Source organism: Serratia sp. JKS000199 (assembly GCF_900215455.1).
Lineage (GTDB): Bacteria > Pseudomonadota > Gammaproteobacteria > Enterobacterales > Enterobacteriaceae > Serratia > Serratia ureilytica.
In genome coordinates this window covers 4,834,547-4,855,401 of sequence record NZ_LT907843.1, presented here as the reverse complement: position 1 = coordinate 4,855,401, position 20,855 = coordinate 4,834,547, and the positions used below count along the sequence as shown (strand labels likewise).

Sequence of the window (20,855 nt, the reverse complement as noted above, 5' to 3'; positions counted from 1 at the left end):
TAAATAGTCGAAGGGTTATTTTTTAGGGATGATAAGGTTGAAAGAATTAGGAATAGCCTTATCAAAAAGAGAACATAACACTGCAACACAAACAGGCGTGATTGAAGGCGTGCGTGATTGTCGGCGGGCCAGACCGAATTTCAAGAAGGGGTTGCTGCGTGTCGTTAGCGAGGAGAGTTTATGCGCGGCCGAAACCCGATTGCCGGGTTGTGGTCGCTTTGCGTTATCCCCGCCGGCCGCGGGAATAACGCAATAACCCATTGGATTAATTATCTTTTGACGTCACCGGGAAAGGCATCAATGCCTCCCCCTTACGCCCGCCGCTTCCTGAACATCCCGCGCAGCGCCACGCTGTTGCGCAAGAAGGCCACGCCGAAGCCCAGCAGGGTGTAGACCACGCCGAGTATCAGCATCATCACCACGTCGCCCCACACTTCATTCAGCGACAGCCCCATCTGGTTGACGCCGGCGATCGCCTTGGTGCCCCAGGTGGAGGGAATGCTGTACGAGATGGCGCGCACCCAGGCCGGCATCGACTGCAGCGGCCAGATGGTGCCGGACAGGTAGAAGACCGGCGTAGTGATGAACGCCAGCGTCAGGTAGATCATCTCGACGCTGCGCAGGCACTCGGTCACCAGCTTGCCCAGCCCCAATACCGCCAGCAGGAACGGGAAGGTCAGCAGCAGCAGTTCGGCGATGTTCGCCGTCTGCCTATAGCCCAATACCCACGGCCACAGCACGAACAGCACGATCGACAGGAACAGCCAGATCGGCAGCAGCGCCGTCAGCCCGCCGAGGTGCGCCGCCAGCGGCGCTTTGCCGCCGGGCATGCTTTTCATGGCGATATTGACGCGGATACAGGCGATCAGCAACGAGTGCTGCAACAGCATCACCAACAGCCCGGGGAAGATGATCGCCGCAAAGCTGATGCCGGGGTTGAACACGTCCAGCGTTTGTCCCAGTATCGGCGTCAGCAGTATCTGCGCCTGCCGTTCGCTGAAGCCGCTGCGCAGCAGCAGCCCGTTGTTGTACTCCGTCAGCAGTTGCTGATAGGCCGCCACCACGTCTTGTTGGATCTGGCCGTTGGCCAGGCGGTTGGTGGCGTCGCCGTAGACCGGCACCACGATGTTTTGCCCGCTGAGAATTTTCTTCTCCAGATCCACCGGCATGATGATCACCGCAAACAGCTTGCGCCAGCTGAGATCGCGCTGCGCCTGTTCCAGGCTGTCGTAGGTTTCAATCGCGATCTTGGAGGTGGCGTCCAGTTGGCGGATCAGCTGGCGGCTGGCGGTGCTGTGATCCTGATCGACCACCCCCACCGGCAGATCCCACACCGTGCGGTTGGCGTACACCAGGCTCATGATGCACAGCGACAGGATCAGCATCAGCCACACCGGCCGCTCCAGCATGCCGAGCAGCACCTTAACGAAGGTTTGCCAATAGAGCTTCATCCGGCGTTCCCCTCTTTTGCCAACCGCGCCGGCAGGCGATTGCGCACCAGCAGCGCGGCCACCAGCGGATAGACCGCCAGCAGCGCGCACACGCTGAAGATGGCGCTGGCGTGCACCTGCCGCAGGAACACGTCGAACATCGCGTACAGCGCGTGGGTCAGCGGTTCGATGTTGGAAATGATGCGCGCCGGCAGCGGCATCGACAGCTCAGGCACCGCCATGCCGGAGAAGGTCATCGCGATACTGACCAAAATACCGATCAGGCTGTAGGCGGTGATGGTGCTGCCGGTAAAGGTGTACAGCAGCAGGCCGATACTCTGCGCCGCCATCACGTAGAACAGGCCAATCATCAGCATAAACAGCGGGTTGCCGCTGACGCGGGCGTCAAAGATGCCCACCAGCGCCGCGATCTCGACCATCAGCAGGGTGGTGAAACACAGCGTGTACGGCGCCAGCTTGCCGAGTAGCGCCAGGCTGAACGGCTTGGCCTGCAGCAGCGACTTGCTGCGCGCCAGCACGTAGATCATGCAGGTCACCGCGAACAGCTGCAGCAGATGGATGGTGGCGGCGAACTGCTGGTAATAGATATAGCTGCCGCTGGCGTTGAACAGGCTGCCGTAGGAGAGCGTCACGTCCGCCAACGGCGGCAGCGTCTTGCCCATCTCGGTGGCGATGATGCTGCGGGTGCTGGCGTTGATTTCGTTCATCAGGCCGCCAAAGTCCTGGGTGGAGTACAGCCCGGCGCCGTAGAACAACGCATTGTAGTACATCACCACGCTCGGCTGTTTGCCCGACAGCGCGTTGGCCTCAAGATCCGGCGGGATATACAGCAACGCGTAATCCTGCGCGCTGCGCAGGCGGCTCAGCGACTCCGGCAACCCGCCGCCGTAAGCCTCGACGTGGGCGTGCGAACCGGCGTCCAGCCGCCGCGTCAGCGATTTGGACAGCGGGCTGTGATCGCTGTCCACCACTGAGACCGGCAGATCGAGCAGCGTGCCTTCGGAGAAGTTGCTGCTGATCAGCGCAAACAGGATCAGCGGAAAGATCCAGCTCAGCCAGTGCACCACCGGGCTGCGAAAGGCGACGCGACACTCTTTGTCGAACGCGTGACTGAAGCAGCGCCAGCCGGCCCTTACTCTTTCCATTGCCATAAGGTGCTCATCCCCGGACGCAGGCCGTCCACCGGCTGTGACGGATACAGGCGCACTTCGAAGGTTTTCAGGTCGAAGTCGCCGGTGGCGCGGGTGGCGCGTTTGGTGGCGTAATCCCCCAGCGGCGCGATGTAGCGCACCTCGGTGTCGATCATTTTGTCCTTCAGCGCCGGCACCCTCAGCTTGACCTTGTCGCCTTTGCGCACGTGGGCCAGGATGTCTTCACGCAGGTTAAACACGAAGTAGGCGTCCGGCACCCGGATCAACGTCACCAGCGGGCTGCCGGCGTTCAGCAATTCGCCCACTTCGGCCGGGATCGGCCCCACTTCGCCGTCTACCGGCGCTTTCACCTGCAGATCGTCGCTCTGCGCCTGGATCTGCAGCAGGTTCTCTTCCGCCGCCCGCAGCGCCGCCGCATATTGCTGCCGCTGCTCGACGCGGTCGCCGTTGATGCCTTCATCCAGATTGGCCTTGGCGGCCTGCACCTGTTGGAAGGCGGTGTCGCGCGACCGGCGCGAAGCGTCCAGCTCGGACTTCGAGATATAGCCCTTGCCGGCCACGCTCAGGTTCCGGTTGTAGTCGTTTTGCGCATTGCGGTACTGCGCCTCGGCCTGCGCCAGGTTGGCGCGCAGGTTGCGGATGCTCTCTTCACGGGTGCCGTGCAGCGACAGCTCGAGCTGCGCCTTGGCCTCGTCGCGCGTCGCCTGTGCGGAACGCAGTTGCGCCATCAGTTCGGGGCTATCGAGTTGAATGATCAGCTGGCCGCTTTTCACGTCGTCGCCGCGTTCGATCAGGCGTTCAACGACCCGGCCTTTCGCTTTGGATGCGACGATCACTTCGGGGGCATCCACTTCACCCTGCAGCAACAGATCCTGATTGTGCGCGCGGAACAGGATCGCCAATGCGATCGCCGCCAACATCAGCAACAGGGTAAACAGCGTCTTTTTTTTCATTATGTCAGCTCCCGGAACGGTAAGCGGCGGGCGGGGATAATTATTTCCATGTCTCAAATTGCTCCAAAAAACACCATTGCACTCATGAGGATATCACAAGCACATATCTCCTCTTTTATAACTATAAATTGGATTATGCTTTTAACACTAAAAAGCATCTTTTTTTCGGCCTTTTAGTATGCAGACTCCTGCAATCGCCCTTTAAGCGATCCACTCTCTGATGGACGATGTCATGACTGAACACACTGCCGTACCGCTTTCGGTACTGGATTTATCGCCAATCCCGCAAGGGGCCAAGGCGCGCGACGCTTTCCACTGTTCGCTGGATTTGGCGCAGCACGCCGAACGCTGGGGCTACCAGCGCTACTGGCTGGCCGAGCACCACAACATGACCGGCATCGGCAGCGCCGCCACCTCGGTGCTGCTGGGCTATCTGGCCGCCGGCACCCAGAGCATTCGCCTCGGCTCCGGCGGCGTGATGCTGCCGAACCATGCGCCGCTGGTGATCGCCGAACAATTCGGCACGCTGGAGTCGCTCTACCCGGGGCGCATCGATTTGGGGTTGGGCCGCGCGCCCGGCACCGATCAGCGCACCATGATGGCGCTGCGCCGCCACCTGTCCGGCGACGTGGATACCTTCCCGCGCGACGTGCAGGAACTGCAAAACTACTTCTGCGATGCGCAGCCCGGGCAACCGGTGCAGGCGGTGCCGGGCCAGGGGCTGCATGTGCCGCTCTGGCTGCTCGGTTCCAGCCTCTACAGCGCACAGCTGGCGGCGCAGCTTGGCCTGCCGTTCGCCTTCGCTTCACACTTCGCCCCGGATATGCTGTTCCAGGCGCTGCAGCTGTACCGCGAGAACTTCAAACCGTCCAAACAGCTGGCGCAGCCACACGCCATGGTGTGCGTCAACGTGATCGCCGCCGACAGCGACCGCGATGCGCGCTTCCTGTTCAGCTCGATGCAGCAGCAGTTCATCAATCTGCGCCGCGGTTCGCCCGGCCCGCTGCCGCCGCCGGTGGATAACATTCACGCGTTGTGGACCGCCGGCGAGCAATACGGCGTCGAGCAGGCGCTGCGGATGTCGATCGTCGGCGATGAAAAAACGGTGCGCCACGGGCTGCAAACACTGCTGCGTGAAACCGATGCCGACGAGATCATGGTCAACGGCCAGATTTTCGATCATCAGGCGCGGCTGCGTTCGTTCGAGATCGTCGCCGGCGTGAAGGGCGACATCGTGAAGGGCTAAAAAGCGAAGAGGCGGTGGGATCCCCACCGCCTTGGCGTTAACGCTGGATCAGGTAGCGAATGGTCGGCCCGTCCTGCTGGATATCCAGCACCTTGTAGCCGTGGTTGCGCGCATCGAGCGGGATGTTGTTGATCGACTGCGGGCAATCGCTGATCACCTCCAGGATCTCCCCCGGCTTCAGCTGCGGCATCGCCTCCAGCGTCGCCACCGCCGGGTACGGGCAAGGCTCGCCCAGCATGTCCAGCCGGTAGTCCGGCACTATCGTTGTTGCTTTCATGGCATGCTCCTCAAATTCACCACCTGCGCCTCAGGCCGGGCGCGGAAAAAGCGTTTCTCCCACCACAGCATGGCGGCGAAGGCCAGCGCCAGCAGCAGGTAAGTCACCAGCAGGCCGCCGATCGGGCCGAAGGTATCGAGCAGGTTGATCTTGTCGTAGTCGGTTGCCAGCGCCGGCGCCAGGTCGTCCCAGTAATAGGCCAGCAGCGTAGCGCCGATGATGTTGCCCAACCCCACCCACCAGTAGTGCACCTGCCCTTCCACGGCGCGGTACATCCAACCGGTCTCGCAGCCGCCGGCCAGCACGATGCCGAAGCCGAACAGCAAACCGCCCAGCACCGCATTCGGGCCGGCCCACATGATCTTCGGCGCCACGCCGAGCTGCACGTAGCTGAAGATGCCGATGGCGCTCACCGCCATGCCGATGATGATGGCTTTCGCCATGTGAGTGCGGCCGGTGATCCACAGATCGCGGAACGCCGAAGTGAAGCAGATCTGCGCGCGTTCGATCAGCAGGCCAAAGCCGATGCCGAACAGCATGGCGATGCCGAGCTTCGGCGCATCGAACAGCGTCCACAGCGACCAGGCCACCGCCAGGCCGAAGACGGCCATGCCCAGCCGGAAGCGGCGGCGCGCCTGCTCAGGCTTCTGCGTCAGCGGCGCGGCGGCCTTCACCTTTTGCAATTTGACCGGGATGCGGAACATCGGCAGCAGCGTGAATTTGGCGCCGAAGTAAGAACCGGCGGCGGTCGCCAGCGCGAAAAACCAGGCGTGCAACGAGAACTGAGGAATGCCGGTGAAGAATGCCGCCAGGTTACACCCCATCGCCAGGCGCGCGCCGAAACCGGCGATGATGCCGCCCAGCAGCGCCTGCACGATGCGAATACGATGCTGCGGTTGACGCAGCTTGATGTTGTTGGCCCACAGCGCGGCGGCGATACAGCCGGCGAACATGCCGATGATCATGCGCCCGTCGATGCGCTCCAGCGGCGTGCCCTGCAAACCGATCACCTTGAAATAGCCCCACTGCTCAGGGTGCAGACCGAACCACTGCAGCACATGGCCACCCCAGCGCGTGAATTCGCCGGTCACCGCCCAGAAGGTGCCGGTCATGCCGAAGTAGTAGGTAGAGAGGATCCCGGCGGCGATCACCGCCGGCAGCGGCGCCCAAAAGCGCACCAGGTATTGAGATTTGAACTGCTGCCAACTCATGGCATCTCCCGTGCATATCATCCGTAAGAAAAAACCTTATGAATGATACGCCATTCAGGGGCGTTTGACGGCAATTTTCAGGCATAAAAAAACCAGCCCGCAGGCTGGTTTTTCAGAGCGCTCACCGCGAACGGAGAATCGGCGATTACGCGTCGCCGAAACGACGACGTGGTGCCGCCGGTGCGCCGTCATCACGGCGTGGCGCCGGCTTGCCGTCACGGTTGTAGTTACCGCCACGACGCTCGCCGCCGTTACCGCCTTCACGACGTTCGCCGAAGGAACGACGTGGGCCGCCTTCGCGACGTTCGCCGTTGAACGGACGACCGTTGCCGCGACGCTCGCCGCCGTTGCCGCCGTCACGACGCTCGCGACGTTCGAACGGCTGCGCATCGCCCAGCAGCTGCATGTTCATCGGCTTGTTCAGGATGCGAGTGCGAGTGAAGTGATTCAGGATCTCGCCCGGCATGCCTTTTGGCAGCTCGATGGTGGAGTGGGAAGCGAACAGCTTGATGTTGCCGATGTAACGGCTGCTGATGTCGCCTTCGTTAGCGATAGCGCCAACGATATGACGGACTTCTACGCCATCGTCACGGCCCACTTCGATGCGGTACAGCTGCATTTCGCCAACGTCACGACGTTCGCGACGCGGACGATCGCCGTCACGGCTGTCGCGGCTGTCACGACGGTCGCCGCGGCGATCGTCACGGTCGTTGAACTCACGACGCTGACGCGGCTTGAAGACCGGATCCGGTGGCAGGATCAGCGGACGTTCGCCCTGAGCCATTTTCAGCAGCGCTGCGGCCAGGGTTTCCATATCCAGCTCTTCTTCCGGCTGCAGTTTGGTCAGCAGCGCGCGGTACAGATCCAGATCGCTGCTTTCCAGCTGCTGCTGAACTTTCGCGGCGAACTTGGCCAGACGACGCTCGCCCAGCAGTTCTGCGTTCGGCAGCTCCACTTCCGGGATGGTCAGCTTCATGGTGCGTTCGATGTTGCGCAGCAGGCGGCGTTCGCGGTTTTCCACGAACAGCAGCGCGCGGCCGGCGCGGCCCGCACGACCGGTACGGCCGATACGGTGAACGTAAGACTCGGAGTCCATCGGGATGTCATAGTTGACAACCAGGCTGATGCGCTCAACGTCCAGGCCACGGGCCGCAACGTCGGTGGCAATCAGGATATCCAGACGACCGTCTTTCAGGCGCTCCAGGGTCTGCTCACGCAGCGCCTGGTTCATGTCGCCGTTCAGCGCGGCGCTGCTGTAACCGCTGCGCTCCAGCGCTTCGGCCACTTCCAGGGTCGCGTTCTTGGTACGAACGAAGATGATCGCCGCGTCAAAGTCTTCGGCTTCCAGGAAACGCACCAGCGCTTCGTTTTTACGCATGCCGTAGACCGACCAGTAGCTCTGGCTGATGTCCGGACGGGTGGTGACGCTGGACTGGATGCGCACTTCCTGCGGCTCTTTCATGAAGCGGCGGGTAATGCGACGGATCGCTTCCGGCATGGTGGCGGAGAACAGCGCGGTCTGATGTTCAGCCGGGATCTCAGCCATGATGGTTTCTACGTCTTCGATAAAGCCCATGCGCAGCATTTCGTCGGCTTCATCCAGCACCAGACCGCTCAGGTTGGAGAGGTTCAGGGTGCCGCGCTTCAGGTGGTCCAGCAGGCGGCCTGGGGTACCCACAACGATTTGCGGGCCCTGGCGCAGAGCGCGCAGCTGCACGTCGTAACGCTGGCCGCCGTACAGGGCTACCACGTTAACGCCGTTCATGTGTTTGGAGAAATCGGTCATCGCTTCAGCAACCTGAACCGCCAGTTCGCGGGTCGGTGCCAGCACCAGGATCTGAGGTGCTTTCAGGTCTGCCTGCAGGTTGTGCAGCAGCGGCAGCGAGAACGCTGCAGTTTTACCACTACCGGTCTGTGCCATGCCCAGCACGTCGCGGCCGTTCAACAGGTGAGGAATACACTCAGCCTGGATCGGAGATGGTTTTTCATAGCCCAGATCGTTCAGGGCGGAAATGATTGGAGCAGACAGCCCCAGATCAGCAAAAGAGGTTTCAAACTCAGTCGTCATGTACACGTGCCTCATTAATAATGGCAGCCAGTCTACATAACTCGTCGAGAAAATTTTCAGTCATTTTCATTGAAAAGTGTGAACCGGCTCAAATTAGATTATAAAACGAACAAAAAAGCCCTCGCCCGTTAAGGCGATAACTTTGGTTAAAAACCAATGTTCATCAGGCTGATAGGTGTTCGTCAGCTATTGCTGGTCCGATTCCGATAGGTCGTCTTGCTCTTGGCCCAAAAGCGCCAATTCCAACAATGCATAGCGGTGCTCAACGAAGTTGTGAACGTTGTTAGACACCGTCAGTTTGAACAGCGCCGAAGCGGTGTCCTTGTCCCCCAGACTCAGGTAGTGTTTACCCAAATAGAAGTCAGTTTCACTGAGATGCTCAGCGAGCGAAGTGTTATCCGTTGCATCTGCCTTGAGGCGTTCCATCAGCGTTTTTTCGCTGATCTTGCCCAGGTAGAATTCGACAATATTCCATCCCCATTGCCCTCTGTCCGCTTTGTCATAGCGCTGCTGAAGCGCTACCTCGGCCTTCTTGGGATCGATTTCTCGCTCCACCAGATACAGCCATAACGAACGGAAGGGATCGTTTGGGTCGTCTTGATAAAACGCCTGCAGATCATCCTGCGCCAACGGGAAGCGGCCGCCATAATACAGTGCGATGCCCCGGTTTAAACGCGCGTAATTGTAAGTTGGATCAAGCTCTAGTACAGAATCAAACGCTTCATAGGCAGCATCAAAATTGCCTGCCTGCGTTAAGTAAATGCCCAGGTAGTTGAAAACTTCCGGCATGTCGGGACGTATCGCCAGCGCCTGCGAGAAATCATTGCGCGCTAATGCACGTAACCCGAGGCTATCATACAGCACACCGCGCTCATATAAAAGCTGTGCGCGTTCGTCATCCGTCAGTGCCCGGCTGGCAAGAATTTGTTCCATGCGCGCCAGGATCACTTCCTGCTGCAACGTAGGCTGCAACGGGATTGCCAAAACTTCGTCTTTACGCCAATCATGGTTGCTGCATCCTGCCAGCATGAGTGCTGTCGCAACGTAACACCAGCGCAAGAAAGGCTTCATTTCCCACTCCCGAAGACAAACATTGGATGAACGTCCTGTCCTCCGTTTGCTAAAACGCGGGCATCCTACCCGCGCGATACGAACAGCTCCCAACCCCGTGGCGGGGAGCTGTAAAACTATCTATACAGTTATTCTGCTTCAGGCGCAGGTGAACCTGCTTCCGGCGCCATCGCTTCTTTGATGCTCAGACGCACGCGGCCCTGACGGTCAACTTCCAGTACCTTAACCGGCACTTCCTGACCCATCTGCAGATAGTCGGTCACTTTCTCAACGCGCTTGTCGGCGATCTGAGAAATGTGCACCAGGCCTTCTTTACCACCGCCGATAGCGACGAATGCGCCGAAATCAACGATACGGGTCACTTTACCCTGGTAGATACGGCCCACTTCGATCTCTGCCGTGATCTCTTCGATGCGACGGATAGCGAATTTCGCTTTCTCACCGTCGGTCGCAGCGATTTTAACTGTACCATCATCTTCAATTTCGATGGTAGTGCCAGTCTCTTCGGTCAGCGCGCGGATAACGGAACCGCCCTTACCGATCACGTCTTTGATTTTATCCGGGTTGATGCGGATAGTATGAATACGCGGTGCGAATTCGGAGATATCGCCGCGCGGAGTGCTGATAGCCTGTTCCATTACGCCCAGGATGTGCAGACGCGCGCCCTTGGCCTGGTTCAGAGCCACCTGCATGATTTCGCGGGTGATGCCTTCGATTTTGATGTCCATCTGCAGCGCGGTGATACCGTCGCGGCTACCGGCCACTTTGAAGTCCATGTCGCCCAGGTGATCTTCGTCACCCAGAATGTCGGACAGAACCACATAGTTGTCGGCTTCTTTCACCAGGCCCATCGCGATACCCGCAACGGCAGCCTTGATTGGCACGCCGGCGTCCATCAGCGCCAGAGACGCGCCGCACACGGAAGCCATGGAAGAAGAACCGTTGGATTCGGTGATTTCAGACACCACGCGAACCGTGTACGGGAAATCTTCCGGTTTAGGCATCATAGCCAATACGCCGCGTTTCGCCAGGCGACCGTGACCGATTTCACGACGCTTAGGAGAACCGACCATGCCGGTTTCGCCTACGGAGTACGGAGGGAAGTTGTAGTGGAACAGGAAGCTGTCGGTCTTCTCGCCCATCAGCTCGTCCAGGTTCTGTGCGTCGCGCGCGGTGCCCAGGGTCGCGGTAACCAGCGCCTGAGTTTCGCCACGGGTGAACAGCGCGGAACCGTGGGTGCGCGGCAGTACGCCGGTGCGCACATCCAGGCCACGGATCATGTCTTTTTCACGGCCGTCGATACGCGGCTCGCCACGCAATACGCGGCTGCGCACCACGTTCTTCTCGACGGTGCCCAGGATGTCCTGGATTTCGCCGGCGTCCAGCGTTTCGTCCTGCGCCAGCAGGGTTTCAACCACGCTGTCTTTGATCGCGTCAACCTGAGCGTAACGCTCTTGTTTTTCGGTAATGTGGTAAGCGTCGCCCAGGCGAGCTTCAGCCAGTTCAGCCACGCGCGCGTGCAGCGCTTCGTTGACCGCAGGCGCCTGCCAATCCCACTTCGGCTTGCCGGCTTCGGCAACCAGCGCGTTGATGTTTTCGATAACCACTTGCTGCTGGTCATGGCCGAACACCACGGCGCCCAGCATCTGATCTTCGCTCAGCACGTCAGCTTCGGATTCCACCATCAGCACCGCGCCGGCGGTACCGGCAACCACCAGATCCAGACGGCTTTCTTTCAGTTCGTCGGTCGTTGGGTTCAGTACGTACTGATCGTTGATGTAACCTACGCGCGCGGCGCCGATTGGGCCGTTGAACGGAATACCGGACAGGCTCAGGGCGGCAGAGGCGCCGATCATCGCAACGATGTCCGGGTTCACCTGCGGGTTAACGGAAACCACGGTCGCGATCACCTGAACTTCGTTCAGGAAGCTGTCCGGGAACAGTGGACGGATCGGGCGGTCGATCAGACGGGAAGTCAGGGTCTCGCCTTCGCTCGGACGGCCTTCGCGGCGGAAGAAGCTGCCCGGGATACGGCCGGCGGCGTAGGTACGCTCTTGGTAGTTCACCGTCAGCGGGAAGAAGCTCTGGCCCGGCTTGGCTTTTTTCTGGCCAACGACGGTAACGAATACGGCGGTGTCATCCATGCTCACCATAACGGCGGCGGTGGCCTGACGCGCCATCATACCGGTTTCGATGGTGACGGTATGCTGGCCATACTGGAATTTGCGAATGATCGGTGTCAGCAAAATTATATCCTTGATTAACGGCGCGCAATCGCATTGACGACTCGACACGCCTGTGACTCGATTTGCCTTCTCACTACATCCTCGCGACTAATGACAATCCTTATCTCAGGCGGGAGATAAAGCCTCTCATTAGCCGCGCGAACCTCTGTAACGGAAGAACCTGTTTGGAAACATCAGTAATACATTAACCTGATTTGCTTATGCTTCCTAGAAGAAAGGGGCCAAAATAGGCCCCTTTCCACTGAAACTTGCTAGATTAGCGACGCAGACCCAGACGCTCGATCAGGCTGGTGTAACGTGCTACATCTTTACGCTTCAGGTAGTCCAGCAGCTTACGACGCTGAGAAACCATACGCAGCAGACCACGACGGCTGTGGTGATCTTTTTTGTGCTCGGAGAAGTGGCCTTGCAGATGGTTGATCTGCGCAGTCAGCAGGGCAACCTGAACTTCGGTAGAACCGCTGTCGTTAGTACCACGACCGAAATCAGCTACGATTTGAGCTTTAGCTTCAACACTTAGAGACATTGTAATACTCCAGATTATAGATAATAAAAACAGGCGCCGATCTCTAATTCAGCAACCCAATGCATAAGCTGCGCCATTCTACTCTTAGCGCAGTGCGATCGCAAGGCGACGCAGTGCCCCGCCGTCAGTCGAAATGCTCGACCACCAGGCGGCGCGGCGCCACGCGACCATCCTCGGCGATGTCGCCAACGCCGATGAATTTCCGCTCTTCACCCTCGGTGATGCGCACCAGGCCGGATGCCGGCGCGCCGGCCACTTGCACCGGTTGCCCCTGCTTGACGTAACCCGCCACCACCGGCAGCAAATTCACTTCCGGATAGTTCTCAACCGGGCTGTCCATCGGCATCAGCAGCGGATCGAGCAGCTCACCGGGCGCGATCGCTTGTTCCTGCGCCTGCGCCACCAAGGCGTTCAGCTGTTCCAGCGTCACCATGCGCGCGATGGGATAAGTCGCCACCTGCAGGCGGCGCAGATAGATCACGTGCGCGCCGCAGCCCAGCAGCTCGCCGAGATCGTCGGTGATGGTGCGGATGTAGGTGCCTTTCGAGCAGTGAATCTCCAGCTCGAGTTCATCCCCTTCCCAGCGGATAAACTGCAGCTCGTACACCGTAATGCTGCGCGCTTCGCGCGGCACTTCGATGCCCTGGCGCGCATACTCGTAGAGTTTCTTGCCCTGGTATTTCAGAGCCGAATACATCGACGGCACCTGCTGGATGTCGCCGCGGAAGGTGTCCAGCGCCGCGTCGAGCTGCGCCTGGGTGAAGTTCACCGGGCGTTCCTGCACGATCTGCCCGTCGGCGTCGGAGGTATCGGTACGCTGCCCCAGCTTGGCGATCACCCGATAGCGCTTGTCGGAATCGAGCAGGTATTGCGAAAACTTGGTCGCTTCGCCCAGGCAGATAGGCAACATGCCGGTCGCCAACGGATCGAGCGCGCCGGTATGGCCCGCTCGGTTGGCGTTGTACAGACGTTTTACTTTTTGCAGCGCATCGTTGGACGACAACCCCTGCGGCTTGTCCAGCAACAGCACGCCGTGGATGTCACGGCCGCGGCGACGAGGGCGACTCATTAATCCTCCTTGTCATCGCCTGAGGCGGAACGGCGCTCTGCGTCGTTCTTCACCACGTTGGTCACCAGGTTGGACATGCGCATGCCTTCCACCAAGGAGTTGTCGTAAGCGAAGGTCAGCTCCGGCACCACGCGCAGGCGCATCGCTTTGCCCAGCAGGGTGCGGATATAGCCGGAAGCGTCCTGCAACGCTTTGATGCCGTTGGTGACCAGATCCGGATCGTGGTTCTCGGTCAGCACGTTCAGGAAGGTGACGTAAACCTTGGCATACGCCAGGTCGCGGGACACTTCCACGCCGGAAACGGTCGCCATGCCGACGCGCGGATCTTTCACTTCACGCTGCAGAATGATCGCAATCTCTTTCTGCATCTCTTGCGCCACGCGTTGACCGCGGCTGAATTCTTTTGCCATTTTGGATTCTCCAGACAAATCGGGGGGCACAAAGGCCCCCCGTAAACAGATATAAGCAGATGTGCAATCGTTAAGCGATGGTGCGTTGGATCTCAATGATTTCGAACACTTCGATCATGTCGCCGACGCGCACGTCGTTATAGTTCTTAACGCCGATACCACATTCCATGCCGTTACGGACTTCGTTAACGTCATCTTTGAAGCGACGCAGGGATTCCAGCTCGCCTTCATAGATAACCACGTTGTCGCGCAGTACGCGGATTGGGTTGTGACGCTTGATGGTCCCTTCGGTAACCATACAGCCGGCGATAGCGCCGAACTTAGGCGATTTGAACACGTCGCGCACTTCGGCCAGGCCGATGATCTGCTGCTTGTATTCCGGCGCCAGCATACCGCTCATCGCCTGCTTCACTTCGTCGATCAGGTTATAGATCACGGAGTAGTAACGCAGATCCAGGCTTTCCGCTTCGATCACGCGGCGCGCAGAAGCGTCGGCACGCACGTTGAAGCCCAGGATGATGGCGTTGGAAGCCGCAGCCAGCGTCGCGTCGGTTTCGGTGATCCCACCTACGCCGGAGCCGACAATCTTCACCTTCACTTCGTCGGTGGAGAGTTTCAGCAGCGAGTCGCTGATCGCTTCGCAAGAACCCTGTACGTCGGATTTCAGTACGATGTTCAGCTCGGACACTTCGCCGTCGGTCATGTTGGCGAACATGTTTTCCAGCTTGGACTTCTGCTGACGCGCCAGTTTGACTTCGCGGAACTTGCCTTGACGGTACAGCGCCACTTCACGCGCTTTCTTCTCGTCACGCACCACGGTCGCTTCGTCACCCGCTGCAGGCACGCTGGACAGGCCGAGGATTTCCACAGGGATAGACGGACCGGCGGAGGTCACTTCACGACCCAGCTCGTCACGCATCGCACGCACGCGGCCGTATTCGAAGCCGCACAGGACGATATCGCCCTTGTTCAGCGTACCTTCCTGAACCAGCACGGTAGCCACCGGGCCACGGCCTTTATCCAGGAAGGACTCGATCACTACGCCGCTCGCCATGCCGCTGCGAACCGCTTTCAGCTCCAGCACTTCGGCCTGCAGCAGGATGGCCTGCAGCAGCTCGTCGATACCGGTACCGGCTTTCGCGGACACGTGAACGAACTGCGCTTCGCCGCCCCACTCTTCCGGCATAACGCCGTACTGAGACAGTTCCTGCTTAACGCGATCCGGATCGGCTTCCGGTTTGTCGATTTTGTTCACCGCAACCACCAATGGCACCTGCGCCGCTTTCGCGTGCTGGATAGCTTCGATGGTTTGTGGCATCACGCCGTCGTCGGCCGCCACCACCAGAACCACGATGTCAGTCGCCTGAGCACCGCGAGCACGCATCGAGGTAAACGCGGCGTGGCCCGGGGTGTCCAGGAAGGTGATCATGCCGTTCTCGGTTTCTACGTGGTAGGCACCGATGTGCTGGGTAATGCCGCCGGCTTCGCCCGCCGCCACTTTGGTGGAGCGGATGTAGTCCAGCAGAGAGGTTTTACCGTGGTCAACGTGGCCCATGATGGTCACGACCGGCGCGCGCGGCTCGGCCGCAGCGCCCGTATCACGGTCGCTCATCAGCGCTTCTTCCAGCTCGTTTTCACGACGCAGGATAACTTTGTGGCCCATCTCTTCGGCAACCAGCTGTGCGGTTTCCTGGTCGATAACCTGGTTGATGGTGGCCATGGCGCCCAGTTTCATCATCACTTTGATGACCTGAGAACCTTTGACCGCCATCTTGTTGGCCAGCTCGGCCACGGTGATGGTTTCACCGATCACCACGTCACGGTTAACCACCTGCGCCGGCTTGTTGAAGCCCTGCTGCAGAGCGCTAGGCTTGCGTTTGCCGCCTTTGCCGCCACGGGTAACGGCACGCGCTTCTTCGCGATCCGCTTTGGATTCGGACAGCTTGTTGCCTTTCTTCTGCTTGGTGGCTTTGCCGCCGCGGGTGCGGCTGCGACGATCGCCTTCAACTTTGGCGTCGTTTTCATCTTCAGCGGCACGGGCGTGCTGAGAGGTGGTCACGTGATAGTCGGCGCTTTCAACCGCAGCGCTAGCCGCGTCGGCCTGGGCCCACTTCTCGCCGTTCTCTTCGGCCATGCGACGGGCTTCTTCCGCCACGCGCTTGGCTTCCTCTTCAACCTTGCGGCGCACTTCCTCTTCCGCTTTACGTTTCAGTTCAGCGGCTTCGGCTTCACGGCGTGCTTTTTCCGCCTGAGCTGGCTTGGTCATTTCGTCGGTATGTTGATTGGTCACTTTTTCTTTTTCCGCTGAATTACGCTTAGCAATCTCCGCGGCCTCACGTTTGGCTTGCTCTTCGGCTGCGCGCTTCGCTTCCGCTTCGCGTTTTGCGAGCTCTTCCGCTTCGCGCCGTGCCTGCTCTTCCGCTTCACGCTGTGCCTGCTCTGCCGCTTCAGCCAACTGGGCTTCCTGCGTATCGCGATTTACATAAGTGCGTTTCTTGCGGACCTCAATTTGCACCGATTTACTTTTACCGCCGGTGCTCGGGATATTCAAGGTGCTGCGCGTTTTGCGCTGCAAAGTGAGTTTACCCGGCGCGCTGCCGTGTTCACGGTTCAGGTGCGCCAGTAATGTTTCTTTTTCTTGCTGGGTAACAGAGTCCGACTCGGACTTGTTGATCCCTGCATCAGCAAACTGCTGTACCAGGCGATCAACCGGAGTCTGAATCTCTGCTGCCAGCGATTTTACGGTTACATCTGTCGTCATGCTGTTCCTTCCTGCTACAGTTATTACGCGTTGTCGCCAAACCAACAGATATTGCGTGCAGCCATGATCAGCTCGCCGGCTTGCTCATCGCTAAGCCCTTCAATATCAGCCAGATCGTCAACACCCTGCTCGGCAAGATCTTCCAGCGTACAAACCCCACGCGCGGCCAGTTTAAAGGCCATGCTGCGCTCAAGACCCGGCAGGTTGAGCAAATCGTCGGCCGGTTTGTTGTCGCCCAGGCTTTCTTCTTGTGCCAGGGCCAGCGTGGTCAATGCAGCTTTGGCGCGTTCGCGCAATGCTTCAACCGTATCTTCATCCAGACCGTCGATTTCCAACAGCTCTTTGATCGGCACGTAGGCCAGCTCTTCCAGCGTGGAGAAGCCTTCTTCAACCAGTACGGTGGCGAAATCTTCGTCGATATCAAGATACTTGGTGAAGGTATCAATAGCGGCATGAGCCTCGGCCTGGTGCTTGGCCTGCAGGTCGTCCGCCGTCATCACGTTCAGTTCCCAACGATCGTCGCCGCGGTGTTGTTTCAGCAGCTGGGAAGCCAAACGCACGTTTTGGCCGTTACGGCCGATCGCCTGCGCCAGGTTGCTGGCTTCAACGGCGATATCCATGGTGCAGTTATCTTCGTCTACCACGATCGACGCGACGTCGGCCGGCGCCATGGCGTTGATGACGAATTGCGCTGGGTTATCATCCCACAGGATGATATCGATGCGTTCGCCGCCGAGCTCGCTCGACACGGCCTGAACGCGCGCACCGCGCATACCTACGCAGGCGCCGACGGGATCGATGCGCTTGTCGTTGGTTTTCACTGCAATTTTCGCACGGGAGCCTGGATCGCGGGCTGCCGCTTTAATCTCGATCACTTCTTCGCCGATTTCCGGCACTTCGATGCGGAACAGCTCTTTCAGCATTTCCGGGCTGGAACGGCTGACGAACAGCTGCGCGCCGCGAGCTTCGGGACGTACGGCATACAATACGCCGCGAATGCGGTCGCCCGGACGGAAGTTTTCGCGCGGCAGCATGTCTTCACGGCCAATGACCGCTTCGGCGTTGTTGCCCAGATCCAGCGCGATGCTGTCACGGTTCACTTTCTTCACCACGCCGGTGACGATCTCACCTTCGTGTTCACGGAAAGCGTCGACCACCATCGCACGCTCGGCCTCGCGCACTTTCTGCACGATAACCTGCTTGGCGGTTTGGGTGGTAATGCGGTCGAAGGTCACGGATTCGATCTGATCTTCGACGTATCCGCCGAGCTCGATGCTCGGATCTTCAAACTGAGCGGCTTCCAGCGTGATTTCACGCGTCGGCTGAGTCACTTCGTCTACGGCGACCCAACGGCGGAAGGTATCGAAATCGCCGGTTCTGCGGTCAATGCTGACGCGCACGTCGATTTCCTGCTCGTATTTTTTCTTGGTTGCGGTGGCTAATGCAGTTTCCAGCGCTTCGAAAATCTTCTCGCGCGGAAGGGATTTTTCATTGGAAACTGCTTCAACAACAGCCAGAATCTCTTTGTTCATCCTAGTTGCCTCTTCCAAACTTTAAAAGTGGGGTACCAGGTTCGCTTTCTGGATGTTGCTCAGCGCGAACACTTCATCTTTCCCTTCCACAGTAACCGTGATCATCTCGCCTTCGACAGACTTGATAATACCCTGCCACTTGCGACGGTTCTGTACCGCCATGCGCAGGACCAGGCTGACTTCTTCACCGAGGTAACGCGTATAGTGTTCTGCGGTGAACATCGGGCGATCAAGGCCAGGAGAGGAGACTTCCAAGTTGTAAGCGACCGTGATTGGATCTTCGACGTCCAATACAGCGCTGACCTGGTGGCTGACATCAGCGCAATCATCAACATTGATGCCGTTATCACTATCAATATAGATGCGGAGCGTCGATTGGCGCGCACGAATGAATTCGATGCCTACAAGCTCAAAGCCCAACGCTTCTACCGGTGCCGAAAGCATCTCTGTTAACTTTTGCTCTAATGTGGACAAGCCCACCCCCAAGACATAAAAAAAGGGCTAAATAGCCCAGTGATTCTGTTGCCAAATAACAAAAAACCCCGAAAAATCGGGGCTTTATGCAACTGGACCCTGTTTGCCGCTAGGCGGCCTCGGTACAACTTTCGAGCAAGTGTCATTTTCAAATGTTGATCGAGAAAAGCGGGTTTCAATCGAAAAGTGTATTTGAAAATAAACACTTAAAGGAAAGTGGTTGCGGGGGCCGGATTTGAACCGACGACCTTCGGGTTATGAGCCCGACGAGCTACCAGGCTGCTCCACCCCGCGTCCGAAAACGTGGCAAATACTACGCCGATAATCGCAAAATTGCAAGTTATCTCTGGGATTTGGTACCGAGGATGGGACTCGAACCCACAAGCCCGTTAGGGCACTACCACCTCAAGGTAGCGTGTCTACCAATTCCACCACCTCGGTACTGATTCTTACTGCTAACGGCCGTTGTTCTTTCGAGTTCACAACCACCGCTTTCAAACTTTGTTACGGCTTACTGCGGGATATCGCTGCTCGGCTTGGCTGGTGCCGCCGGCGCGGTCGTCTGCTCAGTTTTCACTGGCTGACCCAGGTTTTCCCACTCGCTGCCTTTCTTGCTCTGGTTGCTGCTGAGGTTGCCCAGAATCAGGCTGATGACGAAGAACAGCGTCGCCAGCACAGCAGTCATGCGGGTCATAAAGTTACCGGAACCACTCGAACCGAACAATGTGCCTGATGCACCTGCTCCGAAAGAGGCTCCCATATCAGCGCCTTTACCTTGCTGCAACATAATCAGAGCAACCAGCCCGATTGAGATCAGCAGGAAAATTACCAGAAGAGCTTCGTACATAGTAGTACCCGTATCCTTGCGGCCTTACCGCATGCCAAATGCTTCACACTCATCAAGCAGGCGTTTTTATAAACTGCCTACTGAAGCGGGTGTGAATACTAACCAAAGCCGCCAACCCGCGCAAGGGCAATTTGCAGCCGCCGGCGCGTTTGCGGAAAAAAACGCCAACAATCGCCTGTTCGGGCTCAGCGATGCCAAGCCCGGCGGCTAACTGTCTGTTTTAACCTGCGGATTTCACCGCGTCGGCGATGCGATGCGCCAGCGCGGTCACCTGCTGCTCGTCTTCGCCTTCCACCATCACGCGGATCAGCGGCTCGGTGCCCGATTTGCGCAGCAGCACCCGGCCGCGGCCGGCCAGCTCGGCCTCCACTTGCTCGGTGACTTTGCGCACCGCGTCGGACTCCAGCGGATTGTGCTCGCCGGCGAAGCGCACGTTGACCAGGATCTGCGGCAGCAGCTTCATGCCGCTGCACAGGTCATGCAGGCTCATGTGGTTGCGCACCATGGCGGTCAGCACCTGCAGCCCGGCCACGATGCCGTCGCCGGTGGTGGTTTTGTCCAGCAGGATCACATGGCCGGAGTTTTCCGCGCCGATGCGCCAGCCCAACTCCTGCAGCTTCTCCAGCACGTAGCGGTCGCCCACTTTGGCGCGAGCGAACGGAATGCCCAGCTGTTTCAGCGCCAGCTCCAGCCCCATATTGCTCATCAGGGTGCCGACCGCGCCGCCGCGCAGCTGGCCCTGACGCAGGCCTTCACGGGCGATGATGTACAGGATCTGGTCGCCGTCCACCTTGTTGCCCAGGTGATCCACCATCATCACGCGGTCACCGTCGCCGTCGAACGCCAGGCCGACGTGCGCTTTTTCCTGCAACACGCGCTCCTGCAGCTGACGCACATCGGTAGCGCCGCATTTTTCGTTGATGTTCATCCCGTCCGGCTCAACGCCGATGGCTATCACCGTGGCGCCCAGCTCGCGCAGCACGCTCGGCGCGATGTGATAAGTCGCGCCGTTGGCGCAGTCAACCACGATTTTCAGCCCCTTCAGGCTCAGCTCGCTCGGGAAAGTGCCTTTGCAGAATTCGATATAGCGGCCGGCGGCGTCGATGATACGGCTGGCTTTACCCAGCTCGGCGGACTCTACGCAGGTCAGCGGTTTTTCCATCTCGGCTTCGATCGCCTCTTCGACGTTGTCCGGCAATTTGGCGCCGTCGATCGAGAAGAACTTGATGCCGTTGTCATAGAACGGGTTGTGCGAAGCGGAGATGACAATGCCCGCTTCCGCGCGGAAGGTGCGCGTCAGGTAGGCCACCGCCGGCGTAGGCATCGGCCCAGTGAAGGAGGCGGATAATCCGGCGGCCGCCAGGCCGGCTTCCAGAGCGGACTCCAGCATATAACCGGAGATGCGCGTATCCTTACCGATGATGATCTTGCGGGAACCGTGACGCGCCAGCACTTTACCGGCCGCCCAGCCCAGTTTCAGCACGAAGTCCGGCGTGATGGGGCTGTCCCCGACCTTGCCTCGGATGCCGTCGGTGCCAAAATATTTGCGCTCGCTCATGTCT

General features: G+C 59.1%; 18 protein-coding genes and 2 tRNA genes. 1 reads left to right on the top strand and 19 read right to left on the bottom strand.

What is annotated here, in order from left to right; genetic code table 11:
* Nucleotides 1–311: 311 nt before the first annotated feature.
* The 3 genes from CPH57_RS22965 to CPH57_RS22955 are packed head-to-tail and all read right to left on the bottom strand — an operon-like array spanning nt 312 to nt 3,555.
* The gene (locus CPH57_RS22965; RefSeq protein WP_016929316.1) at nt 312–1,451 is read right to left on the bottom strand and encodes an ABC transporter permease; all 1,140 of its coding nucleotides are present in this window, start codon (nt 1,449–1,451) and stop codon (nt 312–314) included.
* Nucleotides 1,448–2,602, bottom strand: coding sequence for an ABC transporter permease (locus CPH57_RS22960; protein WP_028127576.1), 1,155 nt, complete (start codon nt 2,600–2,602; stop codon nt 1,448–1,450). The genes CPH57_RS22965 and CPH57_RS22960 overlap by 4 nt, the downstream gene beginning before the upstream one ends.
* Complete coding sequence (locus CPH57_RS22955) at nt 2,584–3,555, bottom strand: HlyD family secretion protein (protein WP_033638900.1); 972 nt, start codon at nt 3,553–3,555, stop codon at nt 2,584–2,586. Before CPH57_RS22955 ends, CPH57_RS22960 begins: the two co-directional genes overlap by 19 nt.
* Before the next feature lie 232 nt (nt 3,556–3,787).
* Here CPH57_RS22955 and CPH57_RS22950 point away from each other — a divergent pair, with 232 nt between their 5' ends.
* Nucleotides 3,788–4,801, top strand: coding sequence for an LLM class flavin-dependent oxidoreductase (locus CPH57_RS22950; protein ID WP_033633542.1), 1,014 nt, complete (start codon nt 3,788–3,790; stop codon nt 4,799–4,801).
* A 37-nt stretch (nt 4,802–4,838) separates the two neighbouring features.
* On the opposite strand, the gene yedF is transcribed toward CPH57_RS22950, so the two are convergent.
* The 16 genes from yedF to glmM form a co-directional block, all read right to left on the bottom strand.
* Nucleotides 4,839–5,078 carry a sulfurtransferase-like selenium metabolism protein YedF gene (yedF, locus tag CPH57_RS22945; protein ID WP_033641662.1) on the bottom strand — a complete coding sequence of 80 codons (240 nt, stop codon included), beginning with the start codon at nt 5,076–5,078 and terminating at the stop codon, nt 4,839–4,841.
* Nucleotides 5,075–6,289, bottom strand: a complete 1,215-nt coding sequence (gene yedE / locus CPH57_RS22940) for a selenium metabolism membrane protein YedE/FdhT (RefSeq protein ID WP_016929320.1) — start codon at nt 6,287–6,289, stop codon at nt 5,075–5,077. Before yedE ends, yedF begins: the two co-directional genes overlap by 4 nt.
* A gap of 145 nt (nt 6,290–6,434) precedes the next feature.
* Nucleotides 6,435–8,357 carry a DEAD/DEAH family ATP-dependent RNA helicase gene (locus CPH57_RS22935; RefSeq protein ID WP_033641661.1) on the bottom strand — a complete coding sequence of 641 codons (1,923 nt, stop codon included), beginning with the start codon at nt 8,355–8,357 and terminating at the stop codon, nt 6,435–6,437.
* Nucleotides 8,347–8,421, bottom strand: a complete 75-nt coding sequence (gene yrbN, locus CPH57_RS24870) for a protein YrbN (RefSeq protein WP_223182019.1) — start codon at nt 8,419–8,421, stop codon at nt 8,347–8,349. Before yrbN ends, CPH57_RS22935 begins: the two co-directional genes overlap by 11 nt.
* A gap of 122 nt (nt 8,422–8,543) precedes the next feature.
* Complete coding sequence (gene nlpI / locus CPH57_RS22930) at nt 8,544–9,428, bottom strand: lipoprotein NlpI (protein ID WP_004933495.1); 885 nt, start codon at nt 9,426–9,428, stop codon at nt 8,544–8,546.
* Nucleotides 9,429–9,556: 128 nt separating this feature from the next.
* Nucleotides 9,557–11,674, bottom strand: a complete 2,118-nt coding sequence (gene pnp, locus CPH57_RS22925; protein WP_016929321.1) for a polyribonucleotide nucleotidyltransferase — start codon at nt 11,672–11,674, stop codon at nt 9,557–9,559.
* 256 nt (nt 11,675–11,930) lie between these two features.
* A complete protein-coding gene (gene rpsO / locus CPH57_RS22920) occupies nt 11,931–12,200 on the bottom strand; it encodes a 30S ribosomal protein S15 (protein WP_004933502.1) in 270 nt (89 codons plus the stop codon).
* A gap of 124 nt (nt 12,201–12,324) precedes the next feature.
* A complete protein-coding gene (gene truB / locus CPH57_RS22915) occupies nt 12,325–13,269 on the bottom strand; it encodes a tRNA pseudouridine(55) synthase TruB (RefSeq protein WP_033641660.1) in 945 nt (314 codons plus the stop codon).
* Complete coding sequence (gene rbfA / locus CPH57_RS22910) at nt 13,269–13,679, bottom strand: 30S ribosome-binding factor RbfA (protein ID WP_004933508.1); 411 nt, start codon at nt 13,677–13,679, stop codon at nt 13,269–13,271. The genes truB and rbfA overlap by 1 nt, the downstream gene beginning before the upstream one ends.
* Before the next feature lie 70 nt (nt 13,680–13,749).
* Nucleotides 13,750–16,440, bottom strand: a complete 2,691-nt coding sequence (infB, locus tag CPH57_RS22905) for a translation initiation factor IF-2 (RefSeq protein WP_019453339.1) — start codon at nt 16,438–16,440, stop codon at nt 13,750–13,752.
* A gap of 23 nt (nt 16,441–16,463) precedes the next feature.
* Nucleotides 16,464–17,972: a transcription termination factor NusA gene (nusA, locus tag CPH57_RS22900; protein WP_004933514.1), complete on the bottom strand. Its 1,509-nt coding sequence runs from the start codon at nt 17,970–17,972 to the stop codon at nt 16,464–16,466.
* A gap of 21 nt (nt 17,973–17,993) precedes the next feature.
* Nucleotides 17,994–18,446 carry a ribosome maturation factor RimP gene (rimP, locus tag CPH57_RS22895; protein WP_033644179.1) on the bottom strand — a complete coding sequence of 151 codons (453 nt, stop codon included), beginning with the start codon at nt 18,444–18,446 and terminating at the stop codon, nt 17,994–17,996.
* Between the two features lie 217 nt (nt 18,447–18,663).
* Nucleotides 18,664–18,740: transfer RNA gene (locus CPH57_RS22890), tRNA-Met, on the bottom strand.
* Between the two features lie 60 nt (nt 18,741–18,800).
* A tRNA-Leu gene (locus CPH57_RS22885) sits at nt 18,801–18,887 on the bottom strand.
* 70 nt (nt 18,888–18,957) lie between these two features.
* The gene (gene secG, locus CPH57_RS22880) at nt 18,958–19,293 is read right to left on the bottom strand and encodes a preprotein translocase subunit SecG (RefSeq protein WP_004933519.1); all 336 of its coding nucleotides are present in this window, start codon (nt 19,291–19,293) and stop codon (nt 18,958–18,960) included.
* Nucleotides 19,294–19,513: 220 nt separating this feature from the next.
* A complete protein-coding gene (gene glmM / locus CPH57_RS22875; RefSeq protein WP_033648671.1) occupies nt 19,514–20,851 on the bottom strand; it encodes a phosphoglucosamine mutase in 1,338 nt (445 codons plus the stop codon).
* Between the last annotated feature and the right edge of the window lie 4 nt (nt 20,852–20,855).